The 17,395-nt window shown below is 52.7% G+C and carries 14 protein-coding genes; 9 read left to right on the top strand and 5 right to left on the bottom strand.

What is annotated here, in order from left to right:
- The first annotated feature begins 130 nt into the window (after nt 1–130).
- Nucleotides 131–322, top strand: a complete 192-nt coding sequence (locus tag MED297_RS11185) for a hypothetical protein (RefSeq protein ID WP_008044978.1) — start codon at nt 131–133, stop codon at nt 320–322.
- Between the two features lie 35 nt (nt 323–357).
- On the opposite strand, the gene MED297_RS11180 is transcribed toward MED297_RS11185, so the two are convergent.
- Together MED297_RS11180 and MED297_RS11175 are read right to left on the bottom strand one after the other, a co-directional pair.
- A complete protein-coding gene (locus MED297_RS11180; RefSeq protein WP_008044975.1) occupies nt 358–1,485 on the bottom strand; it encodes a GNAT family N-acetyltransferase/peptidase C39 family protein in 1,128 nt (375 codons plus the stop codon).
- Nucleotides 1,486–1,487: 2 nt separating this feature from the next.
- Nucleotides 1,488–2,942: a RimK family protein gene (locus MED297_RS11175; RefSeq protein WP_008044974.1), complete on the bottom strand. Its 1,455-nt coding sequence runs from the start codon at nt 2,940–2,942 to the stop codon at nt 1,488–1,490.
- A gap of 220 nt (nt 2,943–3,162) precedes the next feature.
- On the opposite strand from MED297_RS11175, the gene MED297_RS11170 reads away from it, so the two are divergent.
- Nucleotides 3,163–4,662, top strand: a complete 1,500-nt coding sequence (locus MED297_RS11170; RefSeq protein ID WP_008044973.1) for a carboxypeptidase M32 — start codon at nt 3,163–3,165, stop codon at nt 4,660–4,662.
- On the opposite strand, the gene MED297_RS11165 is transcribed toward MED297_RS11170, so the two are convergent.
- A complete protein-coding gene (locus MED297_RS11165; protein ID WP_008044972.1) occupies nt 4,653–4,967 on the bottom strand; it encodes a DUF6482 family protein in 315 nt (104 codons plus the stop codon). The genes MED297_RS11170 and MED297_RS11165 overlap by 10 nt on opposite strands.
- 168 nt (nt 4,968–5,135) lie before the next feature.
- On the opposite strand from MED297_RS11165, the gene MED297_RS11160 reads away from it, so the two are divergent.
- The 7 genes from MED297_RS11160 (at nt 5,136) to MED297_RS11130 (ending at nt 14,216) form a co-directional block, all read left to right on the top strand.
- The gene (locus tag MED297_RS11160; protein WP_008044971.1) at nt 5,136–7,088 is read left to right on the top strand and encodes an ABC transporter substrate-binding protein; all 1,953 of its coding nucleotides are present in this window, start codon (nt 5,136–5,138) and stop codon (nt 7,086–7,088) included.
- Nucleotides 7,089–7,335: 247 nt separating this feature from the next.
- Nucleotides 7,336–7,602, top strand: a complete 267-nt coding sequence (locus MED297_RS11155; RefSeq protein ID WP_008044970.1) for a DUF4212 domain-containing protein — start codon at nt 7,336–7,338, stop codon at nt 7,600–7,602.
- Nucleotides 7,603–7,613: 11 nt separating this feature from the next.
- The gene (locus MED297_RS11150) at nt 7,614–9,314 is read left to right on the top strand and encodes a sodium:solute symporter family protein (protein WP_008044968.1); all 1,701 of its coding nucleotides are present in this window, start codon (nt 7,614–7,616) and stop codon (nt 9,312–9,314) included.
- Between the two features lie 278 nt (nt 9,315–9,592).
- Entirely contained in the window at nt 9,593–11,455 is a 1,863-nt protein-coding gene (locus MED297_RS11145) for a DUF294 nucleotidyltransferase-like domain-containing protein (RefSeq protein ID WP_008044966.1), read from the top strand.
- A complete protein-coding gene (locus tag MED297_RS11140) occupies nt 11,448–12,026 on the top strand; it encodes a 3'-5' exonuclease (protein ID WP_008044965.1) in 579 nt (192 codons plus the stop codon). Before MED297_RS11145 ends, MED297_RS11140 begins: the two co-directional genes overlap by 8 nt.
- A gap of 153 nt (nt 12,027–12,179) precedes the next feature.
- Nucleotides 12,180–13,142 carry a sensor domain-containing diguanylate cyclase gene (locus MED297_RS11135; RefSeq protein WP_008044963.1) on the top strand — a complete coding sequence of 321 codons (963 nt, stop codon included), beginning with the start codon at nt 12,180–12,182 and terminating at the stop codon, nt 13,140–13,142.
- A gap of 117 nt (nt 13,143–13,259) precedes the next feature.
- Complete coding sequence (locus MED297_RS11130) at nt 13,260–14,216, top strand: diguanylate cyclase (protein ID WP_050762908.1); 957 nt, start codon at nt 13,260–13,262, stop codon at nt 14,214–14,216.
- A gap of 39 nt (nt 14,217–14,255) precedes the next feature.
- On the opposite strand, the gene MED297_RS11125 is transcribed toward MED297_RS11130, so the two are convergent.
- Both MED297_RS11125 and MED297_RS11120 read right to left on the bottom strand, forming a co-directional pair.
- Entirely contained in the window at nt 14,256–15,458 is a 1,203-nt protein-coding gene (locus tag MED297_RS11125; RefSeq protein WP_040557006.1) for a hypothetical protein, read from the bottom strand.
- Entirely contained in the window at nt 15,455–17,389 is a 1,935-nt protein-coding gene (locus MED297_RS11120; RefSeq protein ID WP_008044958.1) for a TonB-dependent receptor, read from the bottom strand. Before MED297_RS11120 ends, MED297_RS11125 begins: the two co-directional genes overlap by 4 nt.
- Nucleotides 17,390–17,395: the final 6 nt, after the last annotated feature.

Below are 17,395 nucleotides of genomic sequence, written 5' to 3'. Positions count from 1 at the left end.
TGAAATCCTTGCTCAAAGGCTTGTAAGACGGCCCTCCATACGCCCGGGCAGTGTGTCGGCAGAATAGGCACAGCCTTTGCTGAAGAGTGAATGAAGGCGTGAGCGGTTGTTGATCTACAAAGGCAGCAAGATGAAATTATCAGAAGTGAAAACCGGCATGCGCGTGCGCATTGCCTCTGAAGACCACCATTTTTATTTTCGTGCCGGGACGGTTTTGTCTGTCTATCACGAAATCGTCCCGGATCTGATTTACATTCGGATCGCGCTCGACAGCGGCGATAAAATTCAGGGCTTCCAGCCAGAACATCTGATGGCCGCCTAAGGCGCCATCAGCGTGCGACGGGTTACTGACTGGGTTCAGTTGGTCGTCGTGTGTTGTCGACGTATGGCAACGGCCGTGCGTAACTTCTCTTTGCCGAAACTTGCCATGCGATCAAAATCTTCCCGGGCAATTGGCACATGTTGGCAATCGACGGGTTGCTGGTCCGCACCAACATCCGGATCGTGCACATAAATGCAACGGTCGTCCATGTGGGTGATGGCGACCCAATGGGGCACCTTGCGCCGATCCAGCTGATAGGTGCTGATTAAAATCAGCACGGTCCAACCTTCAGCCATCTGTGCTTCCAACCAAGAAAGGTCTGGCGCTTCGTAGGCCAGTTGCACACCCTCCGTTTCAGCCTGATCACGTAACTGATTGTGGACGAGAGCCATGATGTCTTTCTTATGCGCACTGCGTACGCCTTCCAGAAACAATGGCTGGGTTTGACTGACCCGGACAGCCGCTTCATAACCCAATCGACTCGCCGCTAACGCCAGGCCAAACGGATGGGTGCCACCGTGACCGGACGTCATAAAAATGGTTGTGGCAGTGCGCCAGATATCGAGCTCGGCTTCCTGGTTGGGTTTCATCATGGGCGCATCGTGAGTCATTGCCGTTAACAAGGCGGCCGGACCGCAGGTGAACTCCGTACTTTGCGGGTACCAGCTTAAGGCGCGACTCGGTTTCAGAGTCGGGCCTTGCCAAATTGTTTTCTGCATGCGAATGGCCCGATCGTGATTCTCGTAATAATCAACGTACTCGCCAAACACCCGGTAGCCGAGCTTTTCATAAAGCCGTTGGGCACCGATGTTGGACTCGGCCACCTCCAGGCGCATGAACAAACGCCCACGCGCTTGCGCGGCCTGTTCCAGTGCCGCCATCAGTTTGGCCGCGATGCCTCGCCCTTGTGCTTCCGGGCTGACGGCAATGGAGTAAAGCCGTGCCAGCCGCGTCCCCCGATTGCACAACACCAGACCATAACCGAGCAGTCGGCCGTCTTCGTTGGCTACCAAAAAGATGGCGTCTTCGTGCGTCAGCCAGTATCGGAAACTGCGTTTGGACAACCGATCGGTTGCAAAGCACTGCGCTTCGAGCGCGATCAGTGCCTGAAGGTGCGCCGTAGCAGCCAGATTGATGCTGATGCCAGTTGTAGAATCGGACATGCTTATTTGCGTCCACGTGCTTCAAGGCGTTGCTGGAACTCACCCATGATTTGCATGTAAAGCTCATTGCCCAGATAGGCGTCTTCAACCTTGTGGTCGATACTCGGATTATCATTCACTTCGAGCACGTAGGGCTTACCGTTTTTAACTTTAACGTCGACACCGTACAAGCCATTTCCGATCAGACGACAGGCTTTTAAGGCGGTATCGAGGACTGACTTTGGCACTTCAAAGGTTGGCAGTGTATCGGAGTCGCCGGAACCATCGCCTTTGACACTGTGGTCATAGATCTGCCAATGGTTTTGCGCCATCTGATAACGACAGGCGTAGAGTGGCCGGCCATTGAGCACCCCAATGCGCCAATCGTAATCGGTATACATGTATTCCTGCACCAGAACCAACGCGGATACATCAAACATTTCCTGCAGACGTTCTTTCAACTCCTGTCCGGTGGTGACCTTAAAGACCCCACGGGAAAACGACCCTTCCGGCAGTTTGACGACCATTGGATAGTCGAACGCTTGCTCCAGTTGGTCGACGGTGTCGGCCGTCAGTTCGTGCAGAATCTGCGTCCGGGGCGTTGGGACATTCTGGTAACTGAACGCATCGTGCAGAAACACCTTATTGCAGCAGCGCAGTATCGATTGCGGATCGTCGATGACGACCAGACCGGCACTTTCGGCTTTTACCGCCAGCTTGTAGGTGTGGTGATCGATGGCCGTGGTTTCACGAATGAACAACGCATCAAACCGGGACAAGTCCGTGAGGTCTTCCCGGGTGACCAGCGTTGCGTTGATCGACAATTTCCGCGCCGCTTTAACGAAGCTTTCCAGCGCTTTGCGGTTGCTCGGTGGATCCTGCTCCTGCGGGTTCACCAGAATCGCCAGGTCCCAACGCATCGGTTTACGATCGGCCTTTAACTGCCAGTTCTTTTCGGCAAATTCTAACAGAGCGGACATAAAGCGGCTGCGTTCGCTACCGGACAGTGCGGACAGTGAGGCGCGTTCTACCGAGGCCATAGCGTGTAGACCGTCCTGTTCTAACGTCACCTTTAACAGCGGTGCCGAAAATTTCCGGAAAATGTAGCTTGCCGCTTTCTGCGCACGCGGGTCGTCGCACTGTCCAAAGCAGACATAGAAGACCGGCGTAATCGACGCTCGGTCCTGCGATGCCAGATAACGGGAAACCTCGAGACGATGACCGGTCCGTTCCTGTCCCTGACGTAACTCGTTGATAACCTTGACGGAAGGCATGACCGGGTGTTGCCGCGCTTCAGCCAGCAGCGAGCAGTAATAGCCCTGACTCAGGTAGGTCTCGGTGTCACCCAGATTAATAATTCGGGTTTTCGGTTCGTTGCGTTTCGGGTAATCCTGAAGGTAGGTGGCAAACGAAATCACATTGTCAGAGAGTTCGGGTGGGAAGTCTGTGTCGTCTGACACAAGCAGGGTTTTGTGCATGCAAAAAATCCAAAAGGGAATCACCGGAATCGGTCATTCAATAAGCGCTATATACGCCAGCTGTACAGAAATGCAATCACTATTTTGTTACTGGATGCTGCGTTGGAAGAGTGACTTTCCCGCGCCGAATGAGTAGGGTTTTTCTTCTTTGGCTTCGGACGCGCTGAAACATCAGATTTCGCTGAGCCGACGCCTTCAACGATGAACGAAAGAGACGGCTATGAGTTATCAGAAACTGACCAAAACCTTCCATCGATTGGCCCAACTGGAGCATGCCGGTGCCATGCTGGGCTGGGATCAACAGGTAATGATGCCCGCTAAAGGCAATGAAGCCCGGGGCGAAGCGCTGGCCGAGTTGAGCGTGCTGTCGACCGAAATCATCCAGCAACCCGCACTGGCAGACGCTTTTGCCGCCGCCGAGGCGGACGCTGACAACCTGGAGCCTTGGCAACAAGCAAACCTGCGTGAAATGCGTGAGCAATGGAAGAAAGCCAACGCCATCCCTGCCGATCTTGTGGAAGCGAAAGCGCTGACCACGAATGAATGTGAGTATGCCTGGCGTTCATTGCGGCCGGCCAACGACTGGAAAAGCTTTGAACCCAAGCTGAAAAAGGTGTTCGACCTTTGCCGCGAAGAAGCCCAGGCATTGCACAGCGCCCTCAACGACGAGAAAGGCTATGTCAATGCGTATGAAGCTTTGTTGGATATCTATGACCCCGGTACTCGCCTGTCGCGGGTGGATGCCGTCTTTGCGGAACTGAAAACCGAGTTACCGGCACTGTTGCCCCAGGTTATGGAGAAGCAGCGCGCCGATGGTTTACCGGCGGTGCAGCAAGCACCGGTGGATAAATCTCATCAGATCGCTCTGGCTAAAGACATCATGGCCACGCTCGGTTTTGACTTTGACGCCGGCCGTTTGGATGAAGCGGCGCACCCTTTCAGCGGTGGTGTCAGCACCGACAGTCGAATCACCACCCGGTATTCGGACACCAATGTGGTTGAAGGCCTGATGGGCATCATCCACGAAACCGGGCATTCGCGTTATGAGACCGGCTTAAACCCAAATTGGCGTGGACAACCCGTTGGGCAGAGTATGGGGATGGGCGTGCATGAAAGTCAGAGCCTGTTTTTTGAAATGCAGATGGGACGTTCGGCCCCATTTATTGACGCCATTGCACCGAAAGTACAGCAACACCTGGGCAATGATCCGGCGTTTCAGGCTGAGAACCTGCGTAAACTCTACACCCAGGTTCAGCCCGGGCTGATTCGCGTCAACGCGGATGAAGTCACCTATCCCATGCATGTGATTTTGCGATATGAAATCGAGCGAGATGTGATTCTCGGCGACGCAGAGGTGTCGGACATTCCTGAGCTTTGGAACCAGAAAATGAAAGATCTGCTGGGGCTCGATACCACTGGAAACTACAAAGACGGCCCGATGCAGGATGTGCATTGGCCGGCAGGGGCCGTTGGGTACTTCCCTTCCTATACCTTGGGCGCCATGACGGCCGCACAGATGCATGCGGCCATGGTTCGAGCGGTGCCGGATGCGCCGGAACGCGTTGCCAGACTCGATCTGAAGCCAATTTTTGCCTGGCTGTCTGACAACGTCTGGTTAAAGGGCCGCTCTCTGAACTATGACGATCTGATGATCGAAGCCACAGGCGAAACCCTGAACTCGCGCTATTTCCTGGAGCACATCCGCAGTCGCTATCTCTGAGCTGGGTTTGCCGGCCAGTGAAGGCTTAGGGGCGTCGGATCAGCATGAGTCGGCGTCCCGATCATCTCATCGTAGGCCGAGTGTTGAATCAGCCGGGCTTCGCGGAAGGGCACAGCCGCGAGTCGGCTGTGCAGTTCGTCGAGACTGTGGCAGGTCAGCAGAGTGCCATCATCCTGACTGATTCGTGCCCTTTCACCTGAGTCCAACACACAATCGGCGGTGTAGATATCGCCCTCGGTTGAGTGAACTTCCAAAGTCGGTGGTGTTTCCAGCTGGATGAGCGCGTAGATTGAATAGTGTTTCATGGCTTGGCTCCTGTGCCGATCAACATATCTGTTACGGTAGCAGCAGGGTTTCAGATGTCTGATCAAAAAGCTCGGCATCCGAAAGTTTTCTGAACTATGCTCGAAGGAAGTCCGTCGGTTTACCAGCCAACAGACTCCTGTCGATTCATCAAGTTTTAGGCATTTTTTATGCGATTACCGCTCTGGCTTCTCTCACTGGTGCTGTTCGGTGTTTCAATGTTGAGTATGGCCGACGAACTGGAAGCGGTCTCACTCCAGTTGAAGTGGCGCCATCAGTTTCAGTTTGCAGGATATTACGCGGCGGTTGAAAAAGGGTTCTATGCAGATGCAGGATTTGATGTCACGTTGATTGAGCATCGTGGCGGATCCGATCTGTTTGAACCGGTCATCTCCGGCGAGGCTCAGTTTGGACTGGCCGACTCGTCGATCGTTGTTAAACGACTGCAAGGTGCACCGGTCGTGGTGGTTTCGACCGTGTTTCAGCACTCGCCCCTGGTGATGATCAGCCTCAAAGGCCGTGGCATTCTCAGTCCTTATGAGTTTGCAGGTCGTCGCATTATGTTTCAGCGGGGAGAAGACGACGCCTCCATTCAGGCGATGTTGACATCGCTGGGTCTTCAGCCCGATGACTATGAGCTGGTGCCGCACAACTTTGATAACTTTGCGTTGCTTGATGACACTCTGAATGTGGATGTGATGTCGGCGTATTTGAGCAACCAGCCCTATCTTTATCTTGAACGCGGATATGAGGTTCAGGTTGTCGATCCGGCCAACTATGGCATCGATTTCTACGGTGACCTGCTTTACACCAATGAAGCTTACCTGAGGGCGAGCCCGGACCGTGTGCAGGCATTTCGTGAGGCTTCACTTCGTGGTTGGAACTACGCACTGGAAAACCCGGAGGAGGTCATTGGCTGGCTCCAGTCAACGTACCCGTCCTCAAAAAGCGATGACGCCCTGCATTATGAAGCCGAGGTGATCAGTCAAATGGTCGCCAAAAACTTTGTCGCGTTGGGCACGCTTTATCCGGAACGTTTTGAGCGCATTGCCGAGATTTATAAACGGTTGAAGCTGGCTCCGGAGAACGTCGAACTCGAAGGGTTGGTGTTAGAGGGTTACCTGAACAATGAGTCACGCAATCAGGCATTTGTACGCTGGGCTTTGTTGGTCACGTTAATCCTGGCTGCAGGGGTGTTGATTCTGATGATGATCAACCGAAAACTTCAGCAGACCATTCAGCGACGCACTGAACAATTAGATCAGCTCAATCAGCAACTGGGTCGTCAGGTTGAGTTAACGGATCGATATGTGATTTTTGCAGAAGTGGATCGGTTTCATCGATTTACAAAAGTTTCTGATGCGTTCTGTCAGGCATCCGGCTATCGCCGGGAACAGTTCTTGGCGATGAAAACCGAAGATCTTGTATCAGCAGAACAGTTAGATGGCCATTTTCGGGTCGTCGAGGATGTGTTGTTGGGAGTGCCCTGGCAGGGTGAAATGACCTATCGCAAAGCGGACGGTGGCATGTTTTGGGTCCAGATGTACGTCGACCCGTTGAAAGATGACGAAGGCCATGTCATTGGCTATACCGCGACGGCGAACGACATTACTTATCAAAAAGAAGTTGAGCGCCTGTCACAAACCGACCCGTTAACCGGTCTTGCCAATCGAATGAAGCTCGATCTCGAGCTGGGGCGCGAATGGGCCCGTTTTTACCGTTATCAGCAGCACTTCTCCATCATTATCGTTGACCTTGATCACTTTAAAACGATAAACGATCAGTACGGACATCAGGAAGGTGACTTGGTTTTGAAGAAGGCTGCCGATGTCTTATCGTCGTTGTTGCGTACCACCGACATTATCGGACGCTGGGGTGGCGAAGAGTTTTTGATTCTGTTGCCGCAAACAGACGCCGATACGGCCTATCTGGTTGCTGAAAAGCTCCGGGCCGGTTTGCCGCTGATTGAAGGGCTGCGCTCGCCGGCACCGACCGGGAGTTTCGGTACAGCCAGTACCAGTGTTTTTACCAGCTCCGCGGAAGATCTGATTCGCGCGGCCGACCGCGCCTTGTATCAGGCAAAAGCATCCGGACGCAATCGCGTTATGGTTGCTGAGTCGTAACCACCCTGCAACCGAGTTTTCAGGTTCCGACAGCGTCTACCCATTGTGGTTTTCGCCGTTGGCATCCGTGCATGGCGGTTGTACCTGCAATCCTGACCTTAAAGGCCTAGCCTTTAGTCTAGTCCACGACCAAAGTCGAACATTCCTACCCTGAAAGCGGTGTTACCTTGCTATGGCTTATCTCCCGGAAGAGATCGGATAAGCATGGTGGCTTCCGCAAAAAACAACAATATTGGAGGGGAATGCGATGAGCTTCGAAACAAAAGAACACGCCAAACAATACTGGCGTGAAAATCTCAGACTGATGCTGACGCTGTTAGCAATCTGGTTTGCCGTCTCATACGGCGCCGGCATCCTGCTGGTAGACGCCTTAAACGAAATCAACCTGTTCGGCTTCAAACTGGGCTTCTGGTTTGCGCAACAGGGAGCGATTTATACCTTCATCGTGCTGATCTTCGTGTATGTGAAGAAGATGAATGCACTGGATCGTAAATACAACGTGCACGAAGACTGAGGGCGTCAATCATGGATATTCAAACCTTAACCTACATTCTGGTCGGGGCATCTTTTGCTCTGTACATCGGGATTGCGATCTGGGCCCGTGCCGGCTCAACTAATGAGTTCTACGTTGCCGGCGGTGGTGTTCCACCTGTTGCCAACGGTATGGCCACAGCGGCAGACTGGATGTCAGCGGCCTCGTTCATTTCAATGGCGGGTCTGATTTCATTCCTGGGGTACGACGGTTCTGTTTACCTGATGGGTTGGACCGGTGGCTACGTATTGCTGGCACTGTGTCTGGCACCTTATCTGCGTAAGTTCGGTAAGTTCACTGTTCCAGACTTTATTGGTGACCGCTATTACTCACAGACTGCGCGAACCATTGCGGTGATCTGTGCGATCTTTGTCTCCTTTACCTACGTTGCCGGTCAGATGCGCGGCGTTGGTGTGGTGTTCTCACGCTTCCTCGAAGTACCGGTCAACATCGGTATCGTTATCGGGATGTTCATCGTATTCTTCTACGCGGTACTCGGCGGAATGAAAGGCATTACCTACACTCAGGTTGCTCAGTACTGCGTGTTGATTTTCGCGTTCATGGTGCCAGCGTTCTTCATCTCCATGCTGATGACGGGTAATGTCATTCCGCAGCTGGGCTTTGGTGGCACAGTTGAAGGCGGCGTTTACCTGCTGGATAAACTGGACGGTCTGTCAACCGAACTTGGGTTTGCGCAGTATACCGAAGGCTCGAAGCCCATGGTTGATGTCTTCTTCATCACGGCGGCCTTGATGGTCGGTACCGCCGGTCTGCCACACGTAATCGTCCGTTTCTTCACCGTACCGAGCGTGGCCGGTGCGCGTCGCAGTGCCGGTTGGGCGTTGATCTTCATTGCCATTCTGTACACCACGGCGCCTGCAGTTGCAGCCTTTGCCCGGGTGAACATGATCAATACGATCAATGGTGAAGACGGTGCCGGTACTCTGTACACCGATGCGCCGAGCTGGATCAGTAACTGGGAAACCACGGGCCTGATCTCCTGGAACGACAAGAACGGTGACGGTCGCATGTTCTATGCGGCGGATGACCGTAATGAAATGTCGATCGACCGGGACATCATGGTATTGGCGAATCCGGAAATTGCGGAACTGCCAAACTGGGTGGTTGCTCTGGTGGCGGCCGGTGGTGTTGCTGCCGCCCTGTCAACAGCAGCTGGCTTGTTGCTGGTGATCTCGACGTCGATTTCGCATGACTTGCTCAAACGAAACCTGATGCCGAACATTACCGACAAACAGGAACTGTTGTTTGCCCGGATAGCTGCGGCCGTGGCCGTTGTCTTAGCGGGTTATCTGGGGATTAATCCACCTGGGTTCGTGGCGCAGGTGGTCGCCTTCGCCTTCGGTCTGGCGGCCTCGAGTTTCTTCCCGGCCATTATTCTGGGTATTTTCCACAAGCGCATGAACAAAGAAGGGGCATTGTCCGGTATGGTGGTGGGTATCACCTTTACCGCCGCTTACATCATCTACTTCAAGTTCATCAACCCAGCCGCGAACGTAGCGGACAACTGGTGGTTCGGTATTTCTCCGGAAGGCATCGGTACCCTGGGTATGATCCTTAACTTTGTTGTTGCTTTCGCAGTACACAAAGTAACGGGTGATGCGCCTGAAAACGTGCAGGATGTGGTCGAGTCTATCCGTTATCCGAAAGGGGCGGGTGAGGCAACGGCTCACTAAGCGAGATGTTGAATCGTCTGTCCTGAGGGCAGACGATTCATTGCTCCGGGTTCTGTTCGGGGGTTGATACACTGACGGTCTGTTCCTCCCAGACAGGCTTCAGTGTTTGACCAGACCCGACAGAACCCTTTTTCGTTGAGGACTGTTAACATTTTATTTTCCATTGAGGGTTAAGCACCTTTGGCGCTCGGCGAGTGAGATGAAGCGCTTTAACCTCGCCACCATTGTCGAATAAAGTGTTAACAGGCTTTTATGGTATCCGATCTGTGGAGGCGTCTATGACCTCGGTAACCGCTGATGACCTGAAAGACGTAATTGATTTTCTAAGGAACGTTATTCCGTTCTCCTCTTTGCCTGAACCGGAACTGCTCCGGCTGGCCGGACACCTCAGTATTGAATACATTCCCGAACGCTCACGGCAACCGGTAACGCTCGATCATGCCATCGCGCTGGTTCGATCCGGCGGCTTTGATATCGTCGATGAACAGGACGCACTGATTGATCGGTTAGGTGAAGGTGAGTGTTTTGGTATTTCATCCATGTTGCAATCCAGGCCCAGTACCTACCGGGTTGTCGCCATCGAAGATTCGCTGATCTTCCGGCTGCCGGGACCGGTGTTTCTGGAGCTGCTGGACGAGCATAAAAGCCTTCGTCAGTTTTTTGAGAAGCTGGTCAGTTACCGTGCTTCGCCGATTGCAGAACACAGTCGACCGGCTTCCTTTGAAGTGCAACATTCGCAACCGGTGTCATCGCTTATCCAAAACCGGCTGGTGTACTGTTCGGTTCAGAACAGTATCCGCGAAGCGGCGGAGATTATGCGCGAAAACAAAGTCAGTTGCCTGCTGTTAGTTGAACAGAAAAAACTGCAGGGCATCGTCACCGATCGCGATCTGCGTAACCGCGTCGTGGCGGATGCTCTGGATGTGAATCGCCCGATCACTGACATCGCGACACTGCAACCACAGACCATTTCATACACCGCGTCCGTGATTGATGCGCAGATGCAAATGAGTAATCAGGGCATTCACCACCTGCCGATTATGAAAGACGGTCAGCCGATTGGCGTTGTCACGGCAACGGATATTGTTCGCGCACACAGCGTGTCTTTGGTGCACTTTGTTGACCGGATATTCCGGGAAAAGACCGTGTCGGCCCTGGCTCGGTTGCAATCGAGGGTGCCGGAGTTACTGGATTACTGGGTTCAGGCAGATGTTTCGCCGGTTGAAATCGGAGAGTCCATGGCCGTTATCGGCGATGCGCTGGTTCGTAAAATCATTCAGCTGACTCTGGCGGACATGTCAGAAGCGCCCATGGCCTTCAGCTGGATCAGCTTTGGATCGCAAGCGCGTAAAGACCAGTCGTTTGCCTCAGATCAGGACAACGGTTTGATTCTGGAACGCGACCCCGATGAACAGGAAGAGGCCTGGTTTGCAGAATTTACCGAACGGGTCTGTCAGGGGTTGGATCGATGTGGTTATCCGCTGTGTCCTGGCGACATCATGGCCAGTAATCCGCGATGGCGCATGACTCTCGACGGATGGCGATCGGCGTTCTTACAATGGATTGATGTGCCTCAGCCGGAGGCGCTATTGAATGCCAGCATTTTCTTTGATCTGAGATTAGTTGTTGGTGACCCTGAGCCCTTAGAAGCATTAAAAACCAGTCTGTTGCCGTCACTGAAAAAGGCCGATCTGTTTTTCATGCACATGACCCGCAACGCTTTGCGTGCAAAACCACCCATCGGTTTTTTCCGCTCGTTTATCGTCAATGATTCCGGTGAGCATGAGAACGAACTGGACATCAAACATCAGGGCGCCGCACTGATTAACGACATGGCGCGCATCTTGGCATTGGCCGATGGCGTCATGTTGCCGAACACCGTCTCCAGACTGCAGTCGGCCTCCGACCGTTTATTGCAGAAGCCACTGCGGGACAGTCTGGTGGAAGCCTGGCTGTTGCTGACGGAGCTGAAGCTGGAGTCGCAGATGGCGCAGTTGCAGAGCAATGAAGCGGTGTCGAACTTTCTGAACCCCGATGACCTGTCACCGCTTCGCCGGGCCTATTTGAAAAACGCGTTTAAGTCGATTGAGCGTGCACAGAAGGCGTTAGGTCAACATTACCTGCGAGGCGGCGGTGGTTAACTGGTTTCGTAAACAGCGACCGGCCTGGCCCGACGCCCGGGTACTGGTTCTGGATTTGGAAATGACCGGTCTGAATGCCCAGGAAGACAGCATCATCAGCGCCGGTTGGGTGGTCATCGAACAGGGTCGCATTGAGTTGTCTCTGGCCGGACATCAATATTTTCAGCCGACAGCGATGATGGCCTCGGATGTGTCGGCGTCCGCACACATCCATATGATTACTGATCACCTGCTGGAGCAGCAAGGGCAGCCCCTGGGGCACTGGTTACAGCGCCTCAATGGCGATCTGCTGGCCGATCGTTGGGTCTTTCACCATGCGCCCATCGACATGGCATTTCTGAAAATGTTCAGTCAGCGTTTGGACATTGTCCTGCCATCGGTCACGATTGAAGACACGGTGCTGCTTGAACAGAAACGCTTCAGCGATTTAACGCTGGAGAGCCAACAGCAACTGAGTCTAACCGCCTGCCGGGCCCGACACCGGCTACCCGCCTACCGACAACATCACGCCCTCAGCGATGCCTTGGCAACGGCTGAACTGTATCTGGCCCTGATGACCGATTCCCAATGAAGGTGCCGGGCAGTCTGTTTTATCCCTGCTATTCTGAACGGAAGACAGTAAACGTTAAGCCTATCTGAAGCCTCTACAGTCAGGCTGATGGCTTGAGGCTTTCCGAACACACGCTACCCGGTAGTGGGCAGCAGATGATAAGCAGGCAAGACCATGCAAAGACCACCGGTTCCCAAAAATGAAATCGAGCGGCTCACGGCGCTGCGGGCTTTGAATTTACTCGATAGCGAGCCTGAAGAACGGTTTGATCGCTTAACGCGTATGGCAAAGCGGATGTTTGAAGTGCCCATCGCGTTGTTTACCCTGGTTGATGAAAACCGCCAATGGTTTAAATCCTGTTTTGGTGTGGATCTGAAAGAAACGGATCGGGAAATTTCATTCTGTGGCCACGCGATCAACGGGCACGACACCTTTATTGTTGAGAACACGTTAAAAGACGCCAGGTTTCACGACAACCCACTGGTGGAAGGCGAGCCGGGTATCCGGTTTTATGCTGGAACCCCTGTTAAAACCCGAGACGGTTATTCGATCGGCACTCTGTGTGTCATGGACCGGGTTGCCAGGGTGTTCCATCCGGAAGATCAGGCCATGCTCGAAGATCTCGCCCGTCTGTTGGAAGCTGAAATTCATGCCGTGGAAATGGCTACCATTGATGATTTAACGGGGATTTCTAATCGTCGTGGCTTTTACATGGTGGCAGAGCACAGTCTTTCGCTGGCGCATCGGCAGAAAACGTCGGCCACCCTGGCCATTATCGACCTGAACGATTTCAAACCGATTAACGACACGCACGGTCATCTCGAAGGGGATCAGGCGCTGAAACGCTTTGCCGGTTTATTAAAAGATTTCTTTCGTGACTCCGATTTAGTGGCCCGCATTGGCGGTGACGAGTTTGCGGTTCTGATGTTGAACACGGACCGGGGTTTTGCCCGTTCAGTGTTAGATCGGTTCTCCCAAGAAGTGCATAAACTGAATGCGGCGATCGATAAACCCTATGGGTTTTCGTATTCGGTTGGGTTGGGCGTATTTGACCCGTTGTATCCAAAGACCATCCGACAGCTCGTCGAGTGTGCCGACCGGGAAATGTATTCGCAAAAGCAGGATTCAGAACGATAACCGAACGGCAACAAATGGAAACACGAAAGTGACGTGCGTGTTCGGTATTTGACTATACTGATGAAGGGAGTGTCCTGTACCACTCAGGCCGACCCATGGACGAAACAGGAGGTTCTCGTGAAAAAAGGAATTCAGTCCGAAGATGAAACGGATCGACTTGCCGCCATTACCCAACTGAATATTCTCAGCGGTGACAGCGAAGAACGGTTTGATCGCATCATCCGTATTGCCCAACGCATGTTTGCCGTCCCAATGGCCGACTTTTCTGTCATTGACGCCGACAGTCAGCATCTTAAATCCGCCTATGGCTACAGCCTTTCACGCATTGATCGAATCGATTCCCTGGCCAACCATGCCATGATGCGAAATGGTGTGTTCGTCGTGAATGACGCGCAGGAGGATGATCGTTTTTCCGGTAATCCGCTGATCATCAGTCAACCTAAAATCCGCTTCTTCGCATCTTACCCTATTCGAACCCGCAGTGGGCAAAGAGTAGGGGCTTTGAGCATCGCCGATCGAGTACCGCGCAGTCTCTCTGCTCATGATCAATCGGTTTTTCGTGATCTGGCTGAAATGATTGAAAACGAACTGACCTTTATGCAGGTCGCGCAGTTTGATCGCGCCACACAGATGTCCATTAATGACGGTTTTTACAGCCAGGCTGAACAGGGGCTAAGGGTCTGTGAACGTCAGAAAAAATCGGCGGTGGCCGTGGTGTTTGATGTTCGCCGTTTAACGCCGGCAACAGACACCGAGCGGGACATTGAACACGACCGGCACATTCGTGTCTTTGCCAATCAACTACGGCACTTCTTCCGGAAATCGGATGTGATTGGGCGTATTGGTCGGCAGGAGTTCGCAGTGATGTTGCTTGATGCACAGGGCGAAGACGTTGCGACCATCGTTAAAAAACTGAAAGCATCGATTGACATTCACAACGCCGATTCCGAATACCGTCATCGATTGTCGTTTCTTCATGCCTTTAGTGAGTTCGATCCGGCGCACGCGGTGACATCGAGTACTTTGGTTGAGATGGCAAAACGATTGTTGGTGGAGTTAGATGAGGTGGGGTAATGAAGGGCCGGTCAGTTCCGGCCCTATGAATGGCGCTGATTATTCGATAACCAGAATCTGAGTCGGGTTTAAGTCTGTTTCTATAAAGTCGGTTACGAGTGCTGACTGAGGATTAACGATCTTCAGTCCGGCACTTCGTCCAGAGGTGGCATTGGCGAAGACACTGACATAGACGTTATCGTTTCGGACAGAAACATCTGAGATATTGAAGGTGCCGCTGCCCAGGCTTATTTCAATCGCCGTCGTGTTTCCTTGTCTTAGTACCCACAACTTATCATTACCGTAGCTGATTGAACCGGTGAAATAGATATCCCCATTATGTACTGCAACATTGGTGATGTTTCCATAAGGGGCATTCTCTGTTGTGCCATCATCGACTTCCAGCGACACGCTATAGTCGGTTGGGTTCAACTTAACAACGCCGCCGGTGTACTTATAGGTTGAGTCGTTATAGTTGTAAGCGTCACCGACAGCGGAAAGGTACAGGTTAGTGCCGTCATACCAAAAATCGCCGGCGTTGCGGACCGGAAGATCAATAACCTGCGTGCCGGAAGTGGTCGTATCAGTATCTACGATGGTGTCAGAGTTGGTATCGATGACCACGACCTTGGAGTTGGCTGTCGCACCCCAGGAGGCATCGAGGCGAACCAGAACGACAAAGAGTTTGTCATCAATTAACTGCATATCTGCCATGAAAGGAACGCCCGTTGACGCGCTGGCATAAGCTGACAAGTCGATCTCTTTGATCAGAAACTCATCCTGGTTTTTGGCATTTGGATTTACTTTCCAGAGTGTTTTGCTGTCATAACGCGAAACATAAGCGGTTGATTTGTCTTTAACGACCAGATCGTATGGGTTCGCGCTGGCGTCTTCACCCAGCACACTGTACTGCCAATCAACCTTCAGCAAATCAAATGCAAACAGCATGTCGATTCGCGTCGCACTGTCATAACTGAATCGACCTAATCGGTAAATGCTGTGATTGTGAGCGGCCAATCGAATGTCTGAGGGGTTGGTTGTGGCAAACTTTCCTTCGATCAGCGCGTGTGTGTCGACGTCGGTTTCACCTACGATCAGAACATCGGAGGTGGCATAGTCAGGCGATGCGCTGGCCATAACTAACTGGGGATCAAAGTTGCTAAATTCAGCACCTACGTTAATGGTGGTGTCGTTATTGGATTTGCCCTCTATCAAACACCCTGTCAGAAGTAATAGAGGGAGGGTGTACAAAAGCTTGTTCATGAGTCGGCTCCGGTCGTTATTTGTATCGTGAAAAGGATGGCCCTTCCTGGCAGTGGTTTTCGGCTGTAATCCAGATGGGCTCGGTTTAAGAGGTTGGTAATGTCCATCGACATGGACAGGCGTGGGTTTTGCCATTTCACACCGGCATCCCATTGATGTTTTGTTGGCGGTTGGCTTGAGTTGTAGCGATCGTAAAACAGGCCGGTCTCAAACAGATAACGCTGGTACAGCATCAGTTTAGGCGTCAGTTGCCAACTGAGCCGGCTGTCATTGGACAGTGGATAGTAGCCTGGAACCTGATTGCCATCGTCGTAAGAAGCACTGCCAGAATCGATGATGCCGGTCTGTAAGGTGCCACTCACATCCAGTCGAACTGGCTTCAGTCGCCACTGACTTTGCCACTCAATCCCGCGATATAATGCATTCGCGACATTGACGTAGCGGCCTACACCTTGCGAGTCATATGTCGCGGCGATGGCGTTGTCTGTCTGTCGAATAAAGGCACTGCCATGAGCATAGAGTTGAGGCGATTTGTAAGTGACGGACAAGTCCGCCGCGACCGATTGTTCAGATTCTAAAGCAGGGCTTCCAACAAAAGTACCTTTTGCTCCATAGCGTTCCAGCAGATTCGGTTGGCGATGGCTGCGTTGGATGTTCCACTGTAGTTCGACAGGTCCCAACGGATGCCGTAAGCCTGCTTGTAACCCCCAGTCGCTGTCATCCGTTCGGTTGCCGTCCTGTTGATTTTGAATCCACAGCGTTCGCCCGGTTACGATCGCCGTCCAGTTGTTCCCCATAAACCATTCGCCACCGAGGCTGCTGCTTAATTGAATGGCGTCAGCATCAAGCGTCGTACCGTTAATCTCATCTTCAAGAGAGAACTGGTCCCAGGTGAGACTCTGACTTCCCGTTAACATGACGCTGCCAGCCGAGACCAAATGATGATATTGGATAAGATGGCTTTGTAATGTGTCTTGGCTGTCATTTCTCTGTATACCAACCTGATTATCCGGATCGTAGAGATGTCCCTGTTCGGTCAGATACTGATAGCGAACCGAACTGTCCAGGTTTTGAACCCATTGATTGAGATCGTAGGCCAGCGAGAGTCGAACACCGCGATCGGCGTAATACGCATTGCCGTCGTCACGGTTGTTGGTGCGAGGCAATTCTTTGCGATTTTGAAATGCTTCGAGATTTCCGTTGAGACTCTGGTTGTCGCCTTGACGTCTCAGTGAGAGCCCACCTTGAACAGAGTGGTAACCCGCATTCTTACGCGTTAGCTCGGTTTCGTCTGTGCCGTAGGTGCCGCCACCATCATAAACGTAAGTAAAATCATTATCGGACCGGATGCCTTGGAGAAAGGCACTCATGTCGGTTTGCAGCCAACGCCCACGCGCATTGATTTGACCACCCCAACGTCCGAAACTGCCAGATTCGGCTTTCAGTGTTAGACCGGTTTGATGCTGGCGTTTACGCACAATATTAATCGCGCCGCCCGGGGTCGCCTGATTAAACTGCATCGGCGTGCTGCTCGGGTAAACTTCAATGCGTTCGATGTCGGTCAGTGAGAGTTGCTGCAGGTAGTTGCCTTCGCCACCGACGCTCGATTGCAACACGCCATCGATGTATATCTGTGTTTGCTGGCTGGGGGCGCCGCGAACGGTCACACTTTGCAGGCTGCCCAGTTCGCCGGTCTGCTGCACCTGAACACTCGGTACCTGATCGATGACATCGGCTACAGAAACGGCTGTATCAGAAAACTGATCGGGGGTGAGTATCTGAACCTGAGTGACGGAGAATTCGGGTAGGGTCGCCGAGGCGGGAATCACCTCAGAATAGACGGTCTCAAGTTCGGTCTCTGCGAGCGCAGAATGAAGACAAACCAAAACCACTGTAGCCGGACCTAACGTCCGCCGGAAAAACAACGACATGCACCC

Source organism: Reinekea blandensis MED297, from assembly GCF_000153185.1.
Classification (GTDB): domain Bacteria; phylum Pseudomonadota; class Gammaproteobacteria; order Pseudomonadales; family Natronospirillaceae; genus Reinekea; species Reinekea blandensis.
Note: the sequence above shows the minus strand (reverse complement) of the source record. Positions and strands in the feature narration are given on the sequence as shown.